Raw genomic sequence first — 21,103 nt, forward strand, 5'->3', positions numbered from 1 at the left:
ACCGGGACGAGCGGCTTCTAGAAAACCCCTACTTTGTTTCGTCGTCGGGTTCGGAGCGTTCCAGACGCCGGCGCAACAGGTACCCGACACCGCCGAGACCGCTCACCGCGGCGGGGATCCCCATGCCGGGTATCTCGTCCCCGCCACCGTCGGATCCGGTTCCGCTTTCCTCGCTCGAGTTTGCAGCGGACTCGTTGCCGGAGTCATCGCTCGAGGGAGTTCCGGACTCGTCCTCGGAACCCCCACCCGAGCCGGCCGGGCCAGCATCGAGCGCGTACACGTTATCTTCACCCGCGACGAAAACGGTTCCGTCCGAACCTGTCACGGTGTAGTCTTTGCTACCGTCGCCGAAGTGCCAGCCCTTCTGACCGGTGGCAGCCTCGACCGCAGATATGTCCGCTTCGAAACCATCGTTCACGATAAAGAGATCGCCAAGCACCATCGCTGAATCAACTTCGGAGTCGTACTCAGTAGTCCATGTTTCGTCGCCCGTGGCAACATCTACTACGCTCACCTTCGCCGTGCCAGCGTAATGCTCCAGAAAGAGCATCCCGTCTGTCTCCGTATGGAGTTCAAATTTTGTCCCTTCTGGGTGATAGTCCCCTTCGGCTTCGAGTTCGTAGTGCCACTGCATTTCGCCCGTGGCCGCATCGACGGCGGAGAGCCTGTGGTACGTAGCTATCTCTCGCTCTTCGTGCCGCGTTGGTGGGGCCTCGACGCCGAGATAGTTCTCGATAACGAGGGTCCCGTCGACCACCATTCGTGGGTTAACCTCGGAATCGATCACGTCGAACTGCCAGTCCGTCTGCCATTCAACCGTTCCTGTTTCCACGTCAAATGCGTACAGGGTGCCCTTACTCCACGTGTAAGCGGTGGTATTCTCGACTACTGGCGTCCGTATCCACTCGACATCGTCGTCGGCCTCAAAGCGCCACGCTTCCTCGCCCGTCGCAATGTCCAACGCGTACAGAACGCCCTTACTCGAGACGAAAACGATGTCGTCTGCTGCCCGCGGGTCCGATGTCGAGGAGATCTCGTCGGCGTCGAAATGCCACTGTTCCTCCCCCGTGGCGACGTCCACCGCGTACAGGGTACTATCGAATTCGCACAATACCGTGTCATCTATCACCGCCAGCAAGGTCGCGACGTAATCTCGGTCGAGGCGCCACTCTTCTTCCCCTGTCTCCGCATCCAACGCGACCAAGTCGGGTGAGTTATCGACGAGAAGAACTCCGTTGATGAGTTCCATTGTCGATACGCGACGCCCGCTGTCAGAAAATGTCCACTTTTCATCACCTGTGGCTGCATCCCGTGCATATACGGTAACGTCATCGACGCTTCCCACATAGATGGTCCCGTCAGCTGCCATCAGATTCGGCACATATTCCATTGGGTAGTCCCAGCGCCATATCTCGTCACCGGCTCCGATTTCCGTCGCGTTTGCTCCGGTCACGCTCGCGGCACCGACGGTCGATGCGATACCGATACCGGCTATGCTCTGGAGAACGCGTCGTCGAGCGGAGGTTCGATCACTGACTGGTTCTCGATACTCATCGCTATTTGTACTGTTCACGTGTACTGGAACGTGACGGCAGGTTATCCATACGTTGCAGATAATACAATTGGTGAAATTACAATTATATCGGTGGAATAGCCTCATCGATAGTTCAACCGGTGTGCGAACTCCGTAGTACTGTCAGCCGTGGGATTCGAGGCTGATACGACTGACAAATCGCAGTATCGAGCGGTGCGTGGCGGTAACTCGCCCGAAGGTACCGTCGAGGCCGTCGCCAGGTTAGTTACGTTCGAGAACAGCCGTTATTAACGGCGTAAGTTTCTGGGTGGCCGATTTCGGGAACGCTATCGAAACGGTCGACACCACGTCGGCGGTTGTCCATCGAGATTTACAATCGAGCAGAAACGGGTAATCTCAGAACGAGACGGCGTCGGGCGAGTACGGACTGCCGACCGGCGTCGGGTCGCGGTCGCTGTAGCCGACGCGGCCGACGGCCTTGTCGCTGACGGCAGAGTAGACGGCGAAGCGGGCGTCTTCAGGATTTTCGAAGGTTTCGGACTCGAGGCGAGCGAGTACGTCACCGACCGTTTCGCTACCGTTCGGGAGTTCGAGGGTTCGATCGCCGTATTCGTCGATCAGTTCCTCGGTTGTCGCGGGATACTCGTGGTCGTCGATGACCTCGCCGGTGCCATTGAGCAGCATTACACCCTATCTTCTGTGAACGATAATTATAAACATTGTCCATCTATGTTTCCTAGTAGCACCCCAGACCTAATATACCTAATATTACCCTAGAGAAGTCGAGGACGGAAGCGGCGAAGTCGGGTACGAAACCGGACGTCGTGGAGAAGCGACGGTATCGTGATGTCGACCGGAAAACGGGGGCAAGAAGCAAAACCGGAGAAACGCATTTAGGAGCCGCAGCGTTGGGATACGGTATGCCATTTGCGGACCTACACGTCCACACGACCCGTTCGGACGGGAGCCTCGAACTCGAGGCGATTCCCGAGGCCGCTCACCGCGGCGGCGTCGAAATCGTCGCGGTGACGGACCACGATCGGGCACAGCCGTTCGACGAGCCGGTCGTCGAGCGCGACGGCGTAACGCTCATCCACGGGATCGAACTTCGAGTCGAGACGAACGGGGGACAACGGATCGATTTACTGGGGTACGGACTCGAACCGAGCGCCGACCTCGAAGCCATTCTCGATGACATCCAGACGAACCGTATCGAGCGCGGACGGGCGATCGTCGACTGCGTGGAATCGCGACTCGAACTCGATCTCGGCGTCACGGTCGCCAGCGGGTTCGGGCGACCACACATCGCGCGGGCGATCGACGCACATCCCGATACGGAGAACGGGTATCAGGACGCGTTCGATCACCTCATCGGCTCCGACTGTCCGTGTTACGTGCCGCGGGACGTCCCGTCGTTCGAACGGGGTCGCGCGGCGCTGACCGAGTCGAGTCGGCTCGTCTCGCTAGCTCACCCGCTGCGGTATCGCGATCCGGAACGTGCGCTCGAACTCGCAGCCGACCTCGACGCCGTCGAGTTGCAGTACCCGTACGGCAGGGACGTCGACACTTCCCCCGTCGAGCGGACGATCGAGCGCTACGACTTGCTCACGACCGGGGGTAGTGATGCTCACGACGAGCACCTCGGCGTCGATGGACTCTCTCGACGGACGTACGAACGGCTCGGACTCCCGACGTGAGTCCCCACGACTTCGCCGATAGCGGAGGGTTCAATGCAACGTGGTTCGAATGGTCGTGTATGAACTGCCACTACTGTGACCGCGAGGCCGCCTTCGCAGCGGAGACCGACGGACTCAGAGTTGGCCTTTGCGAGGAACACTTCCGCGAGCGGTTACAGGAACTCGCCGAAGCTGACGGACTCGAGAACTTGAAGGAAAAAGTCGACGTCGACCGAGCCGAGTAAACCGCCGTCGCTACGCCGTTCGTCCGGCGTCGACGTCGATCGCATCGACCGGGCAAACGTCGACACAGAGCATACAATCGATACACTGCGCCTCCTTGGCCGGGTCCGCCTTCTCTTCGCTCTCGGGGTGGCCCGGCGTGTCGACCCACTCGAAAACGTCGACCGGGCAGTCCTCAAGGCAGGCGCCGTCCGCGATACAGAGGTCGAAATCGACCGCGACGTGCGTACCGTGGATGCCGAGTTCTTCCGGTTCGTCGACGGGGCCCCAGACGACGTGACCTTCGTGTTCGTCGACCTGTTCGCGGTTCTCGTGGAACTGAGGGTCTATGGCCATTGCTAACAGACAGATAGAGGGACGCGTACTTAAAGATACGTGCTCACGGGCGCCCCGTCCGCCGCTCGTGGTAGACGTGGACGGCGGTCTGGAGACGAGAGCCAGCGGTCCCCCACGGCGTCAGTGATTGGTGGCGAACGCAGGATTGCACGGCGTGTGTACTCGACAGATTTATCGTGATTTTCACTGTGCATTCGTGCATCAATGTGCTCGGCTTACCCGTGATACTGTTCGGTGTTCCGATCGCAGTCTGGCCGGACACGTTCGCGCGCTTCGACGAGCAGCTATAGTAGTCGTTGAAACGATTTACCCACCGGTCGAACTACTGCGGCCAGCGAGCACTCGCTGGCCGCGAATTCGCGAGCGGGGTGTGCAATGACGTTCAGCGACTACTATTGACGCGATCGGAAGCAAGCGATCGAGTTCGGCGGTCGAATCCGTCGGATGGAAAGTGGGACTGATATTGGTTAGCGGGGCCGGCATCGTCGTGTTGGTCCTTGCCACGTTGCTCGCCGGCTGACGGGGTCGAGCGGTGACGATGCGTTCGGTCTCGTGCCATCCGACCGGCGTTTGCGAATCGGGGTGCGCTTTCAAAGAGACTCGACGCTACGATTCCCTGACCTGGTCGGGGAGGCGGTTGTCGAGTAGTTCGCGGATCCAGACGGCGAACCCGTGATCGCGACCGTACGTCCAGACGGCCATCTCGTTGACTACGTCGGGGAGGTCGCTCTCTTTCATTCCGGCCGAGACGATCGCTCGCTTATCGACCAGAAGCAGCTGTGCCGGTAGTTCAGAGCAGACGTCGTTCGTCGTCTCGAGATCTGCCGCAATCGTCGTGTTCGCGTTCGGCACCGCCGCCGTGAATTTCTCGGCGCCTGCTTCCGAGGAGACTTCGATGTACGTGTTGACGCCGCGGTCGACCGCCGACCCGAGAGCCGTCTGGATTTCGGGGTCGACCACCTCGGTCGCAGCAACGAGGTAATGGATCGACTCCTCGGCCTCCTCGAGGAAGGTGACGATGCGTTCGGTGACGTGTTCCGGCTGCGTAATCGCCCACATTCCCTCGTCGTCCGCTGAGTCGGGTTTCTCGAGTTGGCCGAGAGCGTTCTCCGCGGCGTTGATTCGGGAATCGAAATCCTCGCGAATTCGGCGACATGCCGTCTCTATCGGGACGGCCTTGTATTCGCGAGGCTCCGTTTGTTGGACGCTGACCAACCCCCTGCGCTCGAGGCGCTCGATGGTGTCGTACACCCGCGAGCGAGGAATGTCTGCGACCTGGCTAACCTCCTTGGCCGTCCCTTTCGAGAGGCGAGTGAGGGCGGCAAAGCACCGGGCCTCATACTCCGTCAGGCCCAGTTCCTCGAGCGCCGTGACCGCTTCCTCGGCGTTTGGCACACGACGGTACACGATCAGCGGTCGGGAAAGAACGCTGCCTTCTCCCGCCACGTCGTTATAACCGTCGAAGCGTGCGCGGACGGCTCGGCGGAAACTCTCCCGGCGCAAAGACCACTTCCGCCACACGCTCGCGAAACATATCGTACAACGGTGTGTCGAAGAAGATGTGGAGAAGATAGCAGTTGGCGACCTTCGCGACATCCGCGAGGATGAGAACGGCGACTCGCGGAACGGGGGTGCGTCAGGGAACAAGAAACTCAGCGGATGGGAGTTCGACCGATTCGCCCGGCTCCTCGAATACAGAGCCGAGGAACACGGCATCCTCGTTGACCGCGTAGACGAAGAGAACACGAGCAAGACGTGTTCGTGTTGCGGGCAGATCCGAGATGTGAACCGCGTGGAGCGCGGTCTGTACGTCTGTTCGGCGTGCGAAACGACGGTGAACGCAGACGTGAACGGCGCGGTGAATATTCGCAGAAAGATAACGCAGAGTCCCCCGACGGGGAATATGAGTAACGGCTGGGTGGCACACCCCGAAGTCTTCATGTTCGACCGCGAGAGCGGTCGGTTCACACCGAGAGAACAGGGAGACTACAAACCCTACTATCCCAATGCTCGGGATTCCTCCGGCTTTAGCCGGAGAAGGATGTCAAACGATGACTAGTCGAGCGTTCGAAACGAGGTCCCGCCGCACGGACAGCCGGTGGTGCTTCCGATCGGTCGTGGGTCGTCGGACGTGAGCCAGACCGCAAGCGCTCTGCCGCAATCCGTACACTGCGCTGCTCCTTTCCGCCGTGACTGCATCGTCATTGAGCAACGTTTTCTCGCAGGACGTATAAGGCGAGCGCGAGTCAGATCGAAGTCCACGGACGGTTGTTTCGGCTGTAACAACAGTCGGATCTGGGTCGGGCTACGAGCGTCGAGGGCTCCGCGAGACTCGGTTGGTCGGCGGAATCGGTCAGCAGGCGAGCCTCGATGAGGGGCCGGCCGACTAACGGCTCGTGAGGCAAAGTCGACACGGCCCGTGAGGCAAAGTCGACACGGCCCGTGAGGCAAAGTCGACACGGCCCGTGAGGCAAAGTCGACACGGCCCGTGAGGCAAAGTCGACACGGCCCGTGAGGCAAAGTCGACACGGCCCGTGAGGCAAAGTCGACACGGCCCGTGAGGCAAAAGCGTATGAGCGCGGGCGCAGAGTTACCGGTAGCCATGGCACTCGAAACGGATTCGCCGCCGGACGCCCTCGCTGCGACGGGCATTTTCGACGGATGGCTCACGGGGTTGACCGAGCGCATCGATGCCGCCGGAACCGAGACGATCGACGTTCGAGCGCCGGCGACAGACGCTGTGATCGGATCGATCCCCCGCTGTACCGAAGATGACGTCGAACGGGCCGTCGAGAGCGCCCGAAGCGCGCAGTCGTCGTGGGCCGAGACGCCGATCGACGAGCGTAGCGAAATTCTCGAGCGGTTCGGCGACCTCGTTTTGAAACGTCGCGCGGAACTGCTCGACTGCCTCCAGCTCGAGACGGGCAAGTCTCGCCGCCACGCCGTCGAAGAAGTCGTCGACGTGGCGATGGCGTGTTCGTACTACGCCGATCGCGGGGCCGAAGCCCTCGGCGAAGATCGGCGACGCGGCGTGTTTCCGCTGGCGACGACCGCCCACGTGACGTACGAGCCGGTCGGCGTCGTCGGCGCTATCTCGCCGTGGAACTATCCCCTCACGCTCTCGCTAACCGACGTCCTCCCCGCGCTCGTCGCCGGCAACACCGTCGTCCTCAAACCCGACGAGAAGACGCCCTACACCGCGCTCGCGATGGCTGACCTGCTCGAGCGAGCGGGACTGCCCGACGGCTGCTTCGAAATCGTCACCGGCCGGGGGGCGACGGTCGGCCCGGCGTTGATCGACCGCGTCGACTACGTCTCGTTTACCGGCAGCACCGAGACGGGCCGATCCGTCGCCGAACGGGCGGGTCGAAATCTGATCGGGTGCTCGCTCGAGCTGGGCGGGAAGAACCCGCTACTCGTTCTCGACGACGCCGACGTCGAAGAGGCGGCCCGCGGGGCAGTCCAGGCCTGTTTTACGAACGCCGGGCAACTGTGTCTCGCCGCCGAGCGACTCTACGTCGCCGACGCGGTCTACGACGAGTTTCTCGATGCCTTCGTCGAGGAGACGCGACGGCTCACGCTCGGCACCGGCTTCGATTTCGCGGACGACGTCGGATCGCTGATCGACGGCGACCAGCTCGAGCGCGTCGAATCCCACGTCGAAGACGCGCGCGATCGAGGTGCGACGGTCCTCACGGGCGGCCGGCGTCGGCCCGACGTCGGACCGTTCTGTTACGAGCCGACGATCCTGACGGACGTCGATCCGGATGCGACGGCCGCCTGCGAGGAGACGTTCGGCCCGGTCGTCTCGGTCGAATCCGTGCCGGACGTGGCGACGGGGATCGAGCGGGCGAACGACTCGGACTACGGCCTGAACGCGAGCGTCTGGACCGGCAACAGGACGCGTGGGGTCGCCGTCGCCCGCGAGATCGATTGCGGGACCGTCTGCGTCAACGACGCGTACATCTCCGGTTGGGCGTCGGTCGACGCGCCGATGGGCGGCTTCGGCGATTCCGGACTCGGTCGACGACACGGTCGCGAGGGGATCGAGCGCTACCTCGAATCCCGGACGATCACCACCTCCCGGATCGGGCCGCTCGACGCGCCACCCGGGATTCCGGTGTCGTGGTACGCCCGCGGAATGTTTGCGCTGACACGTCTGCAACACCGGTTGCCGACCGTCTCGAGCATCGAACGGTGGCTCCGAAACGCGAGATTCTGACGGCCGATTTCGCGAGCGAGTCGTTTTTGCGGTTCCCGGCGAAAACCCGTCTATGGATCTCACCCATCGCCCCCGACGGCTCAGGCGGGATCGGGTCCGCGGGCTCGTCAGCGAGACCAGCCTCGAGCCTGCCGACCTGATCGCCCCTGTGTTCGTCGACGCGACGACCGACGAGCGCCGCCCGATCGAGTCGATGCCCGGCCACGAGCGGGTCCCGGTCGGGGAGGCCGTCGCCCGCGTCGAGGAAGTCCTCGAAACGGGCGTCGAGGCGGTCATGCTCTTTGGCATTCCGGAATCGAAGGATTCCGAGGGAAGTCGCGCCTGGGCGGACGACGGCGTTATTCAAGCGGCGCTTCGGCGGATCAGCGACGAAACCGACGCGTACGTCATCACCGACGTCTGTCTCTGCGAGTACACCGATCACGGCCACTGCGGACCGCTCGAGGAGGAGTTGCGGGCCGACGACGTGGTCGAAGGGGGCGAGCCGGCCTGCGAACCCACGCTGACCGTCGACAACGACGCGACGCTCGAGGCTCTCGAGAAAATCGTCGCCTCACACGCCCGTGCGGGTGCCGACATGGTGGCACCGAGCGGGATGATGGACGGAATGGTCGGCGCCATCCGCGACGCCCTAGACCGGGAGGGCTTCGAACACGTGCCCATCATGAGCTACGCGGCCAAATACGAGAGCGCGTTCTACGGTCCGTTTCGGGACGCCGCCGACGGCGCCCCGTCGTTCGGAAACCGGCGTCACTACCAGATGGATCCCGCGAACGCTCGGGAGGCCCTGCGGGAGGTCCGACTCGACGCCGAGCAGGGCGCCGACGTCCTGATGGTCAAGCCAGCACTGCCGTATCTCGACATCGTCAGCAGCGTCCGCCGGGAATTTGACCATCCAGTCGCCGCTTACAACGTCTCCGGCGAGTACGCGATGCTCCATGCGGCCGCCGAGAAGGGGTGGCTGGATCTGGAGGATGTCGCGCTCGAATCGCTGCTCTCGATCAAGCGAGCGGGCGCAGATCTGATCCTGACGTACTTCGCTGAAGCTGTCGCGGAGCGACTGACAGCCGGCCGCCCCAGATAGGCCGGCCACCTGTAAACTGACGGGACTGAAAACCGCCCAGAAGCACCGTCGCCGGCCGAGGTTCGGCGCCGCCAGCGGAAATCGGCCGGTTCGGCGCCGCTGCCGAGACGACGCGTCCGGTTCTAGCTCAATCGGACGAACGTCCACCGGACCCGGGTTCCAGTCTCAAGAGTGGCAACATAAGCCGCGCGCGAGCATCGTTCGTCCCTCGAGGGCGTGATATAGCTCACCTGGGTCGGAATTACCGTTCAGATTCAGCTGATTAGGGTTTACAAAAGGAGAATATATAACCATAGTTCGAAAAATCCGCAGGATCGAATCCCCTTATACACATTAAACCACCTCTAGATTTGTCCGGTTGTCCCTATTACCCCCCTATTTTTGGCCAATTGTTAACACTAATCCTTATATAGAGTAAGTACCTCGGCTTCAAACGTGATTCAGAAGAAAACCATGAACTCGATTAGCCAGGACGTGGACAAACGTCTACAACACACCGGTTGTGGAACGAGCATAACGGAGGTCGCTGTCTGATGGAACCGACGCTGCTCCAGTCCGACGTGGCAGTGCTCGCAGAGGGTATCAACCTCATGTGGGTCCTTATGGTGTCGTTCCTGATCTTCTTCATGCACGCCGGCTTCGCGATGCTGGAAGCAGGTCAGGTGCGTTCGAAGAACGTCGCGAACCAGTTGACGAAGAACCTGTTGACCTGGTCAGTCGGCGTGACGGTGTTCTTCCTCATCGGCGTCGGCGCCGACAGTTTCGTCGCCGGAGGCGGCTTCGCCCCCGGATTCGACGTCGGCGGAGTAAACGACTGGGTCGGCTGGTTGTTCGGCGCCGTCTTCGCAATGACGGCCGCCACGATCGTCTCCGGGGCGGTCGCCGGCCGCGCGAAACTTCGCGCGTACGTCGCGTATACGTTCCTGCTAGCTGCGGTGATCTACCCGGTTGTCACCGGGCTCACGTGGTCCGGGGGGCTACTCTCGTACAACGGCGTCGTGTTCGACGACTTCGCCGGCGGGATGATCGTCCACGGGATGGGCGGCATCGCGGGGCTCACCGCCGCCTGGATGCTCGGACCGCGCCTCGAGCGTTACAACGATGACGGCTCCGCGAACGTCATTCCCGGCCACTCGCTGACCTTCGCCGTACTCGGGACGCTCATCCTCGCGTTCGGCTGGTACGGCTTCAACGTCGGGACCGCGGCGACGGTGTTCACCGTTACCGAATCGGGCGAACTCGCGCTCGGTGCCTTCGCTACCGTCGGGCGCGTCGCCATGACCACGACGATCGCGATGGCCTGCGGCGCGATGGGAGCCGGACTCGTCGCGTGGCTCAAGACCGGCAAGGTCGACACGCTGTACGTCGCGAACGGGTTGCTGGCTGGTCTCGTCGGCATCACCGCGATCCCCCACGCGTCGACCTGGTGGGGCGCGTTCCTCGTCGGCGGTCTCGCCGGCGCGCAGTTGCCGCTCGTCTTCGGGTTCGTCGAGAACTACCTGAAGATCGACGACGTCTGTGCAGTCTTCCCGGTTCACGGATCGGCCGGCGTCCTCGGGACGTTGCTGCTCCCGATCGTCGCTTCACCCGAGTACATGAGCGGCATTAGCGGAACCCGCGTGGACGTGTTCGTCGCGCAAGTCGTCGGCGTCGTCGTTATCGCCGGCTGGACGATCGTCGCGACAGCGGCGGTCTGGGGTGTGCTCAAGGCAATCGACCAGGCCCGCGTCACGCCCGAACACGAGCGCGACGGCCTGGACGTCTCCGAACACGGCGTCGATACCTACCCCGAGTTCGGCAAGCCGGACGTCGCCACCGATGGTGGATCGAGCGAGGTCGTGCGTGCAGACGGTAGCGGCCCGAACGCCGACGAAATCAAGATGGTCACGGCGATCGTTCGTCCCGACCGCCTCGGCGAAATCAAGCAATCGCTCGCCGAAGCCGGCGCGCCGTCGCTGACCGTCACGAACGTCTCCGGTCGCGGCTCACAGCCGGCGAAGACTGGGCAGTGGCGCGGCGAGGAGTACACGGTCGACCTCCATCAGAAGGTCAAGATCGAGTGCGTCGTCGCCGACATTCCGGCCGAAACGGTCGTCGCCGCCATCCGCGAAGCCGCCGAAACCGGCGAACCCGGTGACGGAAAGATCTTCGTCCTGCCCGTTGAAGCCGCGACGCAGGTCCGGACCGGCAAGACCGGTACCGACGCCGTCTAACGTCGGCAACCGCGGGCGATCGATCGTGACCGCCATTGGGTGGTCCGCGATACAAACTCGCTCGAATCGCTCCGTTTCTCGTTTTCCCGCCGATCCGTCGCTCGAGGCTCCAAATACCGTAGTCAACCAGTAGCAGTCAACTCGCCACCGGACCGATTCGGATCATAGAGCTGCCGCGAACGGTATCGGCAGCGCATCGTCGGTTCGACCGTACAACCAGGTACCGAAGTCGAGTCGACGTCCCATTCAGCACGCATTCGCTTCGCAACGACGTCCCTATAGATTTGGTTTCGGTATCGTAAATGAAAATTTATTATATTACTAGGAAAAATGTATATGGTTTCGTCGGTTTGGTATGGGTAGTCAACCCATGCCTTGCAGACACGCACGTATACGAACGCGGGAACAGGGAGACACGCGGGGGCTCGAGCGGCGCGAGTTCATGAAGTCGGCGCTAACCATCGGCGGTGCGAGCGCGCTATCGGCGGCGATGGGCGTAACCGGGCTGACGGGAACCGTCGAAGCCAGCGACGGCGGCGTCGATGCACCCGATCGACGCAATCGACAACACGCCTGGGCGGACTTCCTCGAACGCAACGCACAGGACGTTCCCCATTTGCCCGCCCACCAGCTGCTACTCTTCGTAAACTACGACCGGTCCGGCGAACCCACGCCGGAGGATCGCAACGAGATGGAAGGGGCACTCGACCAGATCGAGCAGGCCTTCCAGTGGAACAACGAGGGAGTGCTATTTACGGTGAGCTATTCCCGGACCTACTTCGAACGATTCGACGACGAATTGCCCCAGGGAATCGATCTCAAGCGGAATCGGGAGTTCATCGACTCGCTCGACGTCCCGAACGAGGATCCGATCCCCGAGGATGCGGAGATACTGATCCACCTCACCAGCGATACCGTTGCGAACCTGCTCGCGGTCGAAGAAGCGCTCTGGGGGGAGATGGACGACCTCAACGGCGTGCCGATCGAACACACGTTCGAGGGACTCTTCGATCGGCCGACGGGCTTCCCCGAACGTCGGACCGGCTTCGTCGGCAGCGGTGTCCCTCGAGAAGAGATCGAGCGCGACGACATTCCCGAGGATGCCCCGCTGTCGATGGGCTTCGAGTCGCTGTTTCAGGACGCCGTCCCGTCCGAGGACGACGTGACGATCGTCGAGAATCAGACGCTCGCCAAACCGATGCCGCCGGGCCCGTTCGCCCAGGGGTTCATCCAGCACGCCTCGAGCCTGAACCTCGAGTTGGAGTCGTGGTACGACGAGTCATTGGAGATGCGCACCGCACGGATGTTCAGTCCCTACCACCACCCCGACGAGATCGGGGAAATCGCGGACGAGCTCGGAGATACGACGGATCTCGAGGGCCTCCCGATGCGCGACCCAGAGGCCGACGACGACATCGCGCGGCGCACCCAACAGGATGCCGAGGAATTCGAGCTGGTCGGCCACCTCCAGAAGCTCGTTCGCGCCCGGTTCGATTTGAGCGAGCGGGACGCTGACGCCGAATCCGACGGCGAACTCGACACGACGATTCTCCGGCGAGACTTCAACACGACCGACATGGAGACCGAGTCGGGACTCCACTTCATCGCTCTGATGCGGTTCAACGGCTACATGGCGTACGTCCGAAAGGCGATGAGCGGCGTCGGCTTCCAGGGGAGCGAAGAAATCCCGCTGATCGACGAAGACGAGGGTCCCCAGGGCGAGCCGTTCGTCGATCACGACGACGTGGACATCCCCGAGGAGGCGAACGGGTTCCACAGCCAGATCGAAGCAACCCGTCGAGGGAATTTCCTGCTACCGCCGCTGTCCATGCGATCGTTACCGCAGGCACAGGGATGCTCGGTCGAGATCAACGTCTCGCCCCGCAGAAACGGCCAGGTGGTCAATCTCGAGGAGCGCCACGTGTGTGTCGCGGTGTTCGACCTCACGGAGAGCCCCGACGGGATCGAGCAGGCTCAGTTCGGAAGGCCAAAAACGGTCAACCAATTGCGCGGCGCGAATCCTGTTTCGAGAGTCTTCTGTGACCTGACGGGCGACGGCACCACCGACGCGCTTTTGCTCTTCGAGACGAACGACCTCGAGTTCGAGCCGGGTGAGGAAACTGGCCGAATCGTCATGTACAACGATCGAGGCGAACCGATTCACCGGAGCGTCGACCTCACCGTTACCGAAAGCGATCGGGACCCATTCTGGCACTGACACGCTGAAACGACTCTTCCCGCATCACCACCTCTATAACGTCGCCGAGAAAACGCTGCAAATATGAATCACGAGGACTCGCGACGTCTCTACGATCGGGCGCTGTCGGTGATGCCCGGCGGCGTCAACTCCGCAGTTCGTGCGGCGATCGAGCCGTATCCCTTCTTCGTCCGAAAGGGAGAGGGTGGCCACGTCGTCGACGCCGACGGGAACCGTTACATCGACTGGGTCATGGGACTTGGCCCACTGTTGCTGGGTCACGACCTCCCGGAGCAGGTTCGAGCGGCTATCCAGCGGACGGCCAGCGAGGGACCGATGTACGGCACGCCCACGCCCGTCGAGGTCGACCTCGCCGAGTTCGTCGTCAGACACGTCCCCAGCGTCGAGAAGATCCGGTTCGTCAATTCCGGAACTGAAGCGACCGTCTCGGCCGTGCGACTCGCCCGTGGCTACACCGGTCGGAACAAGATCGTCGTCATGCAGGGCGGCTACCAACGGCGCACAGGAGTCCACGCTGGTCGAGGGCGACGCGGAAAACCCCCGGCCGTCGTCGGCCGGTATCCCCCAATCGTTCGCCGACCATACGCTTCCCGTGCCGTTCAACGACGAGGACGCCATCCGCGACGTGTTCGACGAACACGGGGACGACATCGCGGCCGTCCTCACCGAACCGATCCTGGGGAATTACGGCATCGTCTACCCCGAGGAGGGCTACCACGAGTTCCTCCGGGAGATCACCGACGAACACGACTCGCTGCTCATTTTCGACGAAGTGATCACCGGCTTTCGCGTCGGCGGGCTCGGCTGCGCACAGAGCGAGTTCGGCGTCACCCCCGATCTGACCACCTTCGGAAAGATCATCGGCGGCGGCTTCCCTGTCGGCGCGATCGGCGGCCGCGCCGAAATCGTCGAGCACTTCGCGCCCTCGGGCGACGTCTTCCAGGCCGGCACCTTCTCCGGTCACCCCGTCACGATGGCCGCCGGCCTCGAGACGCTCCAGTTCGCCGCCGAAAACGACGTCTACGACCACGTCAACGCCCTCGGCGACCAACTCCGAAGCGGGCTGACCGACATCGTCGCCGATCAGGCCCCCAGCTACACCGTCACCGGAACCGACAGCATGTTCAAGGTGATATTCACGCGAGACGGGCCCGGCCCCGACTCCCTCGAGGAGCAGTGCGAGGCCGGCTGCCGGCAGGAGCCGACCTGCCCGCGCTACGACTACTGTCCGAAAAACGCCGCCGACGTGAAAAACGCCGAGACCGAACGCTGGCGGCGCATCTTCTGGAACCAGATGAAAGAACAGGAGGTGTTCCTCTCCCAGAACCAGTTCGAGTGCCAGTTCGTCAGCTACGGCCACACCGAGGAAGACGTCGAGCAAACGCTCGAGGCGTACAAGGAAGCGCTATAGCAGTCGTTACAAGTTCGCTTTCTATCTGACTGAAGGAAGTCGTGTGTCATACCCGTACGGGAAACACTACAAGGGATATTTGTCCAGCGGTGTTCGTTTCCCCATGAGAAAAGACGAACGCGAAGACAGCGGTCGTTTTACCGAGACAGTCACGCTCGACGACGTACTCGGCGTTTTATAAAACGGACGCGGCTCAGTCGTCGTCGCTGACCGGTTCGACGGAGCCGCGGTCGGCGATGAGCCGATCCGCGATGACGTGGTCGCGCGTCTCCCCGGCGGTCGCCTTCCGCTGGAACAGCAGCTTCACAGTGACGTCCCAGGCGAAAACGACCGCACCGAGGATCAACAGCGTGTCGCCGGGCATGCGCAGCCAGAACAGCGTCTGGATCAGCCCGCCGTTGTAGAACTCGAGGCTGCGAGCGGCCGCGTACCCCTGGGTGAAGGCAGTCTCGAGCTGGAGGAAGCCGATGGGCAGCAGCGACAGGAAGATCATCAGCGCCAGCCCGAGGTTACAGAGCCAGAACGACCAGCGCAGGCGTCGGTCGGTCCAGCGGGCGTCGCGGGTGGTCAGCCGGAGGATGTAGACGGCCATCCCCATCGCGAGCAGGCCGAATGCGCCGAACATCGCGCCATGTGCGTGGGCGACAGTGAGGTACGTGCCGGTCTCGTAATAGCTGATGATCGGGAGGTTGATGAAGAAGCCGATCACGCCGGCTCCGAAGAAGTTCCAGACGGACGAGGCGACGATGAAGTAAAACGCCATCCGGTAGGGGAAGTCGGCCCCTGCAGCATCCATCGCGCGGTACTGGCCGAGCGCTTCGTAGAGGATAAACAGCAGCGGAATGAATTCGAGAGTGGAAAACACGCTGCCGATAGGGAGCCACGCTTCGGGGAGGCCCGCCCACCAGTAGTGGTGGGAGACGCCGATGATGCCGCTGCCCATGACGAGGGCGGCCTGGAAGATGACGGCCTTCTCGGCGGATTTCTTCTGCAGGAGGTTCATCGAGACCAACGTCAGAGCGATGACGACGATGATGAAGAACTCGAAGACGCCCTCGACCCACATGTGAACGACCCACCAGCGCCAGAACTCCGTCACGACGATGTTCGTTCGAGGCGTATAGAGGAAGCCGGCCATGAAGAGCAGTCCGATCGAGCCGCCGGCGTAGACGATCATGTGAGCCAGCCCGTAGCGAGGCTCGCGGTCGAGCAATGGCTTGAACCCGCGGGCGACGAGGACGGTCCAGCCGAGAAAGCCGACCAGCAGGCCGACCTGCCAGACGCGGCCGATCTCAACGTACTCGAGGCCCTCGTTGCCGAGCAGCCACCAGAGCTGGCCGTCGAAGACGTTGTTGATGCCGAGCCAGATGCCGGCCAGTGCGCCGACGGCGACGACCAGCAACGCGCCGATCAGGCCCTTCACGTACAGCGCCTGCTTCGGCGGTTCGCGGCCGGTCAAAAGCGGCGCGAGGAAGAGGCCGGCACCGAGCCACAGCGTGGAGATCCAGAGGATACCGAGGTCGACGTGCCAGGTTCGGGCGATCGACCAGGGCAGCCACTGGAGGACGTCGAACCCGATCACCTCGCGGAGGCCGAAGAAGCCGTCGCGTTCGACGTAGTAGTGAGCGAGCAGTCCCCCGAGGAACGTCTGGGCGACGAACAACAGCGCGCCGATCAGGACGAACCGGGTGCTCAACAGTTGACTCGGTGTCAGATCGATCTCCTTCGGATGGGGGATCGAAACGCCGCTCGCGTCGGGTTCGGGGAGTTCGATGGACTGGTAGAGCCAGATCGCGATCCCGGCCCCGCCGACGAGTAACACCAATGCGATGACGCTCCAGACCATCACGGGGCCGCCGGCGTCGTTGCCCGCGGCGGGCGAGTACGGCCAGTCGTTGGTGAACGACGTCGTCGAATCGGGGCGATCAGTGTGGGAGATCCAGGCGGTCCACAGCGCGAAGTCGGCGAAGTCTTCGGCCCCCTCCGCGCTCGGCACCTGACCCGCGGGGATCCCGCGCTCGCGGTCGCCCTCGTGGTAGCGCTCGACGTAGTCCTCGCGGACCTGCTGGTGGGCGTAGACTTCCGCCTCAGAGTACGCGACCTGCGAACCGTACTCGCTCGACTGCAGTTCCCCGCGGACTCGTTCGTCGATCCCCGCCTGCACGGTTGCGTTAAGGGACGTATAGTTCTCGCCGTAGCGCTCCTGTGCGTAGTACTCGCGCATGTACTCGGTCTTCGACTCGAGCGCGTCGGCGGTGTAGTCGGTGTCGTAGTAACTCCCGCGGCCGAGGATCGAGCCCTGATTCATCAGGCCGTTTTCCTGGAAGACTGCCTTGCCGTCCCGGACGTCCTCGCTCGTCGCGATCGGGTCGCCGTTTGGTCCGACGATGGTATCGGGGATGTCGGGCGAGTTCGCATAGGAAAGCCAGGCACCACCGCCCATGACGATGAGATTGACGACGAAGATCGTCGCGAGGAACGTCGCCAGTTGTTTTCGTTTCACTTGCATGTCGACTGAGAGTAGGCACGATATCCCCCTCAAACGACCCGCTATTTCCTATGGACTGGAGGCGGGGGCGAACGTGTTCGTGCGTCCGGTTACGAGGAACGAACCGGCCGTTTCCGGCCGGTTCGACGGGAGCGAACAGAGGACTTCGTTCGTCTCGAAAACAGTGGACCGGTCGCATTCGGTCGGCTCGAAGTCGTGGGACCGACGACTCGGTCGCCGTCTCCGCCGCTCGAGAAATTCGGTCCGGATATCGGGTCGCCGACGGTTCAGTCGGCGGCCGTAACGATCGCGTCTCGATAGCTCGCGATTTCCGAGAGTACCATTTCCCGATCGTCCTCGTCGACGTCGAACTCCATGAGGGCTTCCTCAAGGTGGGTCGCGATCGCCTGAAAATCCGCGGAGGTGATCCCGAGAGCCGCGTGGGCCGTTTCCATTTTCTCGCCCGAGTATTCGACCGGGCCATCGGCGACGGAACTGATGAACTGCGTCTGGTGGGCGCGCTGTTTCTGCATGTCGACGTCGTCGAAGTAGTGTGCGACCTGTTCGTCCGCCACGACGCGGTCGTAGAACTCGTCGACGACGGCCGCGATCGAGTCTTCGCCACCGAGTCGCTCGTACAGCGAGTCTGTCATCGGGTCGTACGTACCCGCCTCGAGCAAATAAAGTTCGTCGGAGATTTCCTGGAATAAATATGCGTGTGTATCACAAGCAAATGGCCCCGGACGTCTCACGACCGATCGTCGGGACGCAAAACGGCTCCCGTTTGGCCCACCAGTTACACGAGCGACCGCTCGCTGCGTTCGAGATCGATCCGCGACTCGAGCGGGCAGCGTCGAGTCCTCCATCCGTCCGATAAGCGTGCGCTTTTCATACCCCAGGCCCCGACTGACGGCTATGAGAACGCGCGGGACGTTGCGGCTGGCGACGAGGGGGTCGGCACTCGCCCGGCGACAGGCCGCCCTGGTGAAAGAAGCCCTCGAGGAGCGTCGGTACGAGGTCGAACTCGTCACCGTAGAGACGACGGGCGATCAGATCACAGACGAGTTGATCCACCGACTCGGAAAAACGGGCGCGTTCGTCCGCGAGTTAGACGAGCGCGTCCTCGAGGGAGATCTCGACGGCGCGGTGCATTCGATGAAGGACATGCCGACTGAGCAGCCGCCGGACCTCGTCACCGCCGCGGTTCCCGAACGCGGGCGACCCGGCGACGTCCTCGTCACGCCCGACGGCTCGCAGCTCGATGAGCTTCCCCACGGGGCAACCGTCGGCACCTCGAGTCTGCGCCGGCGCGCACAGCTACTCTCCGAGCGGCCGGACCTCCAGGTCGAACCGCTGCGAGGGAACGTCGACACGCGGCTCGAGAAGCTCCTCGCCCCCGCACTACAGGACGAACATCAGGACCGGACGGAAGCCGACAAAGAACGGAAGGGGAACGGTGGCAGCGAGGACTTCGAATCCGAGTACGACCGCACCGTCGACGACTGGTTCGAGGATCTCTCGGAACTCGAGCGGCAGGCGCTCGGCCGCGAGGTCGAGACCGAGTACGACGCGATCGTCCTCGCCGCAGCCGGCCTCGAGCGCAGCGGGCTCACCCATCACGTCGATTATCGGCAACTGCCGACGGGAACGTTCGTTCCCGCACCCGGACAGGGAGCACTCGCCGTGACCGCAAGCGACGGAGAGACGGCACGCGAGGTTCAGACGGCGATCGACCATCCGCGGAGTCGCGTCGAGACGACCGTCGAGCGAACGATCCTGGCCGAACTGGGGGGCGGTTGTATCGCTCCGATCGGTATCTACGCGGTCGTCCAGGGAGAGTATGTCCACGCGACCGTTAGCGTCTTCGACCGCGACGGCGAGGAATCGGTGGCGGCCAGTCGCGATCTGCCGATCGAAACGCACGCCGAAGCCGCCCGCGAGTTCGCACGGGACCTCGCGGACCGCGGTGCAGCGGACCTGATCGAGGCCGCCCACGAGGACGCGGACGACGACGGCGTCTCCGAGGAAGATAAGCCCGCGGGGAAGTAGCTAGCGAGTACCAGCGAATGTCAGCATCCGATACTGCCGCCGAGCCCGGAACCGTCTACCTCGTCGGGAGCGGCCCAGGCGACCCCGATCTGTTGACCGTCAAAGCGAAGCGCCTGATCGAGGCCGCGGACGTCGTTCTCCACGACAAGCTTCCCGGACCGGAGATACTCGAATTGCTCCCGGAACACCGTCGCGAAGACGTCGGCAAGCGCGCCGGCGGCGAGCGCACGCCCCAGTCGGAGATCAACGAGCGATTGGTCGAGCTCGCCCGCGCGGGCAGGTCCGTCGTCCGACTCAAAGGCGGTGACTCGTTCGTCTTCGGTCGCGGCGGCGAGGAAGCGGAATATCTCGCGGCTCACGAAATCCCGTTCGAGGTCGTCCCCGCGGTAACGTCCGCCATCGCCGCGCCCGCGGTGGCCGGTATTCCGGTCACGCACCGAGATCACGCCTCCTCGGTGTCGTTCGTCACAGGCCACGAAGACCCCACTAAAGAGGAGTCGGCCGTCGACTGGGACGCACTGGCCGCCACCGGCGGCACCATCGTCGTCCTGATGGGCGTCGGCCGGCTTCCGGACTACACGACGGCCTTGCGCGAGGCCGGCGTGGAGCCCGAGACGCCGGTCGCACTCGTCGAACGGGGTACCTGGCCCGGACAGCAGGTGGCGACCGGGACCCTCGAGACGATCGTCGACGTCCGCGACGAGGCGGATATCTCGCCGCCCGCCGTGACGGTGATCGGAGACGTCGCCGGCACGCGCGAGTCGGTCGTCGACTTTCTACAGAACGATTACGGAGCGGTCGCCGAGAGAAACGATGAGCAACACGAGGACGGCGAGTGCGGACCCACGAGGTGAGACGATGAGCGAGATACCCACTATCGCCGTGTTCCGGCCCGACGACGACCGTCTCGAGCGGGCCACCGCTTTGCTCGAAGACCTCGGAGCCGATCCGGTCCCCGACCCCATGCTCGCGGTGGAAGCGACCGGCGCGGTGCCCCGGACCGACGCCGACTACGTCGTCTTTACGAGCAAGACTGGCGCAGAACTGGTTTCCGAAACGGGCTGGGAAGGGAGCGAGGAAACCATCTGCGCGATCGGCCCGGCGACGGCCGACGCGCTCCGCGAGGAAGGATACTCGGTCGACCTCGTCCCCGCGGAGTTCACCTCGAGCGGCCTCGTCGCGACACTGCGAGATCGCGTCGACGGCGCACGCGTCGAAATTGCCCGCAGCGACCACGGGAGTGACGTCTTACTCGAAGGGCTCGACGCCGCCGGCGCGTACGTACACGAAACGATCCTCTATCGGCTGGTGCGTCCCGAAGAAAGCGGTCGATCCGTCGCGATGGCCGCCGACGGACGGCTCGACGCCGCCTGCTTCACATCGTCGCTGACCGTCGAGCACTTTCTCGAGACCGCAGCCGAACGCGAGATTCGCGAGGCGGCGCTCCACGGACTCGACGCAGCGACCGTCGGCGTGATTGGCGAGCCGACGGCTGAAACGGCTACGGATCTAGGAATCGACGTGGATCTTGTCGCGAGCGAGGCTACCTTCGAGCGACTCGCCGTCGAAACCGTCGGTACCGTCGACGGGGCGACCTCGACCGACGGCGAGTAACCACCGGAACGAGCG

The 21,103-nt window shown here is 63.1% G+C and carries 15 protein-coding genes and 2 pseudogenes; 11 read left to right on the forward strand and 6 right to left on the reverse strand.

Translation table 11 applies throughout. From position 1 onward, the window contains the following. Positions 1 to 28: 28 nt before the first annotated feature. A complete protein-coding gene (locus HYG82_RS33660) occupies positions 29 to 1,660 on the reverse strand; it encodes an outer membrane protein assembly factor BamB family protein (protein WP_284144998.1) in 1,632 nt (543 codons plus the stop codon). Positions 1,661 to 1,930: 270 nt separating this feature from the next. Continuing rightward, positions 1,931 to 2,218 carry a DUF5789 family protein gene (locus HYG82_RS33665; RefSeq protein WP_179261443.1) on the reverse strand — a complete coding sequence of 96 codons (288 nt, stop codon included), beginning with the start codon at positions 2,216 to 2,218 and terminating at the stop codon, positions 1,931 to 1,933. Between the two features lie 236 nt (positions 2,219 to 2,454). Between HYG82_RS33665 and HYG82_RS33670 the strand changes: the two genes are divergently transcribed. Both HYG82_RS33670 and HYG82_RS33675 read left to right on the forward strand, forming a co-directional pair. Next, positions 2,455 to 3,231, forward strand: a complete 777-nt coding sequence (locus HYG82_RS33670; RefSeq protein WP_179261445.1) for a PHP domain-containing protein — start codon at positions 2,455 to 2,457, stop codon at positions 3,229 to 3,231. A 59-nt stretch (positions 3,232 to 3,290) separates the two neighbouring features. After that, positions 3,291 to 3,455, forward strand: coding sequence for a DUF6757 family protein (locus HYG82_RS33675; protein WP_179261447.1), 165 nt, complete (start codon positions 3,291 to 3,293; stop codon positions 3,453 to 3,455). Between the two features lie 10 nt (positions 3,456 to 3,465). On the opposite strand, the gene HYG82_RS33680 is transcribed toward HYG82_RS33675, so the two are convergent. Together HYG82_RS33680 and HYG82_RS33685 are read right to left on the reverse strand one after the other, a co-directional pair. After that, on the reverse strand, positions 3,466 to 3,789 hold the full coding sequence (locus HYG82_RS33680; RefSeq protein ID WP_076582629.1) for a 4Fe-4S dicluster domain-containing protein: 324 nt from the start codon (positions 3,787 to 3,789) through the stop codon (positions 3,466 to 3,468). Between the two features lie 606 nt (positions 3,790 to 4,395). Further along, on the reverse strand, positions 4,396 to 5,184 hold the full coding sequence (locus HYG82_RS33685; RefSeq protein WP_179261449.1) for a TrmB family transcriptional regulator: 789 nt from the start codon (positions 5,182 to 5,184) through the stop codon (positions 4,396 to 4,398). A gap of 61 nt (positions 5,185 to 5,245) precedes the next feature. On the opposite strand from HYG82_RS33685, the pseudogene HYG82_RS33690 reads away from it, so the two are divergent. The 6 genes and pseudogenes from HYG82_RS33690 to hemL all read left to right on the forward strand — a co-directional run. Further along, positions 5,246 to 5,785: pseudogene (locus HYG82_RS33690) on the forward strand (RNA-guided endonuclease TnpB family protein); the annotation flags it as partial. A gap of 606 nt (positions 5,786 to 6,391) precedes the next feature. Continuing rightward, a complete protein-coding gene (locus HYG82_RS33695; RefSeq protein ID WP_179264499.1) occupies positions 6,392 to 8,011 on the forward strand; it encodes a succinic semialdehyde dehydrogenase in 1,620 nt (539 codons plus the stop codon). A gap of 52 nt (positions 8,012 to 8,063) precedes the next feature. Next, positions 8,064 to 9,095, forward strand: a complete 1,032-nt coding sequence (gene hemB / locus HYG82_RS33700; RefSeq protein ID WP_179261451.1) for a porphobilinogen synthase — start codon at positions 8,064 to 8,066, stop codon at positions 9,093 to 9,095. A gap of 533 nt (positions 9,096 to 9,628) precedes the next feature. After that, the gene (locus HYG82_RS33705) at positions 9,629 to 11,308 is read left to right on the forward strand and encodes an ammonium transporter (protein ID WP_179261453.1); all 1,680 of its coding nucleotides are present in this window, start codon (positions 9,629 to 9,631) and stop codon (positions 11,306 to 11,308) included. Positions 11,309 to 11,678: 370 nt separating this feature from the next. Continuing rightward, complete coding sequence (locus HYG82_RS33710; protein WP_179261455.1) at positions 11,679 to 13,526, forward strand: DUF7405 family protein; 1,848 nt, start codon at positions 11,679 to 11,681, stop codon at positions 13,524 to 13,526. A gap of 63 nt (positions 13,527 to 13,589) precedes the next feature. Beyond that, a pseudogene (gene hemL, locus HYG82_RS33715) lies at positions 13,590 to 14,937 on the forward strand (glutamate-1-semialdehyde 2,1-aminomutase). Between the two features lie 193 nt (positions 14,938 to 15,130). Here the strand turns inward: hemL and HYG82_RS33720 are convergent. Further along, the gene (locus HYG82_RS33720; RefSeq protein WP_179261457.1) at positions 15,131 to 17,446 is read right to left on the reverse strand and encodes a nitric-oxide reductase large subunit; all 2,316 of its coding nucleotides are present in this window, start codon (positions 17,444 to 17,446) and stop codon (positions 15,131 to 15,133) included. A gap of 266 nt (positions 17,447 to 17,712) precedes the next feature. Further along, positions 17,713 to 18,078 (reverse strand): group I truncated hemoglobin, encoded by a 366-nt coding sequence (locus tag HYG82_RS33725; RefSeq protein WP_179261459.1) that lies wholly within the window; start codon positions 18,076 to 18,078, stop codon positions 17,713 to 17,715. Positions 18,079 to 18,340: 262 nt separating this feature from the next. Here HYG82_RS33725 and hemC point away from each other — a divergent pair, with 262 nt between their 5' ends. The 3 genes from hemC to HYG82_RS33740 are packed head-to-tail and all read left to right on the forward strand — an operon-like array spanning position 18,341 to position 21,088. Continuing rightward, the gene (gene hemC / locus HYG82_RS33730; protein WP_179261461.1) at positions 18,341 to 19,474 is read left to right on the forward strand and encodes a hydroxymethylbilane synthase; all 1,134 of its coding nucleotides are present in this window, start codon (positions 18,341 to 18,343) and stop codon (positions 19,472 to 19,474) included. A 17-nt stretch (positions 19,475 to 19,491) separates the two neighbouring features. Next, complete coding sequence (cobA, locus tag HYG82_RS33735; protein WP_179261463.1) at positions 19,492 to 20,328, forward strand: uroporphyrinogen-III C-methyltransferase; 837 nt, start codon at positions 19,492 to 19,494, stop codon at positions 20,326 to 20,328. 4 nt (positions 20,329 to 20,332) lie between these two features. Continuing rightward, complete coding sequence (locus HYG82_RS33740) at positions 20,333 to 21,088, forward strand: uroporphyrinogen-III synthase (RefSeq protein WP_179261465.1); 756 nt, start codon at positions 20,333 to 20,335, stop codon at positions 21,086 to 21,088. Positions 21,089 to 21,103: the final 15 nt, after the last annotated feature.

Origin of the sequence: Natrinema halophilum, assembly GCF_013402815.2 — an archaeon.
GTDB classification, from domain to species: domain Archaea; phylum Halobacteriota; class Halobacteria; order Halobacteriales; family Natrialbaceae; genus Natrinema; species Natrinema halophilum.

Excerpts from the sequence above, each read along its gene's own strand:
- HYG82_RS33660 (WP_284144998.1), bottom strand. The coding sequence starts at position 1,660 with ATGAGGCTATTCCACCGATATAATTGTAATTTCACCAATTGTATTATC.
- HYG82_RS33665 (WP_179261443.1), bottom strand. The coding sequence starts at position 2,218 with ATGCTGCTCAATGGCACCGGCGAGGTCATCGACGACCACGAGTATCCC.
- HYG82_RS33670 (WP_179261445.1), top strand. The coding sequence starts at position 2,455 with ATGCCATTTGCGGACCTACACGTCCACACGACCCGTTCGGACGGGAGC.
- HYG82_RS33675 (WP_179261447.1), top strand. The coding sequence starts at position 3,291 with ATGAACTGCCACTACTGTGACCGCGAGGCCGCCTTCGCAGCGGAGACC.
- HYG82_RS33680 (WP_076582629.1), bottom strand. The coding sequence starts at position 3,789 with ATGGCCATAGACCCTCAGTTCCACGAGAACCGCGAACAGGTCGACGAA.
- HYG82_RS33695 (WP_179264499.1), top strand. The coding sequence starts at position 6,392 with ATGGCACTCGAAACGGATTCGCCGCCGGACGCCCTCGCTGCGACGGGC.
- hemB (WP_179261451.1), top strand. The coding sequence starts at position 8,064 with ATGGATCTCACCCATCGCCCCCGACGGCTCAGGCGGGATCGGGTCCGC.
- HYG82_RS33705 (WP_179261453.1), top strand. The coding sequence starts at position 9,629 with ATGGAACCGACGCTGCTCCAGTCCGACGTGGCAGTGCTCGCAGAGGGT.
- HYG82_RS33710 (WP_179261455.1), top strand. The coding sequence starts at position 11,679 with ATGCCTTGCAGACACGCACGTATACGAACGCGGGAACAGGGAGACACG.
- HYG82_RS33720 (WP_179261457.1), bottom strand. The coding sequence starts at position 17,446 with ATGCAAGTGAAACGAAAACAACTGGCGACGTTCCTCGCGACGATCTTC.
- HYG82_RS33725 (WP_179261459.1), bottom strand. The coding sequence starts at position 18,078 with ATGACAGACTCGCTGTACGAGCGACTCGGTGGCGAAGACTCGATCGCG.
- hemC (WP_179261461.1), top strand. The coding sequence starts at position 18,341 with ATGAGAACGCGCGGGACGTTGCGGCTGGCGACGAGGGGGTCGGCACTC.
- cobA (WP_179261463.1), top strand. The coding sequence starts at position 19,492 with ATGTCAGCATCCGATACTGCCGCCGAGCCCGGAACCGTCTACCTCGTC.
- HYG82_RS33740 (WP_179261465.1), top strand. The coding sequence starts at position 20,333 with ATGAGCGAGATACCCACTATCGCCGTGTTCCGGCCCGACGACGACCGT.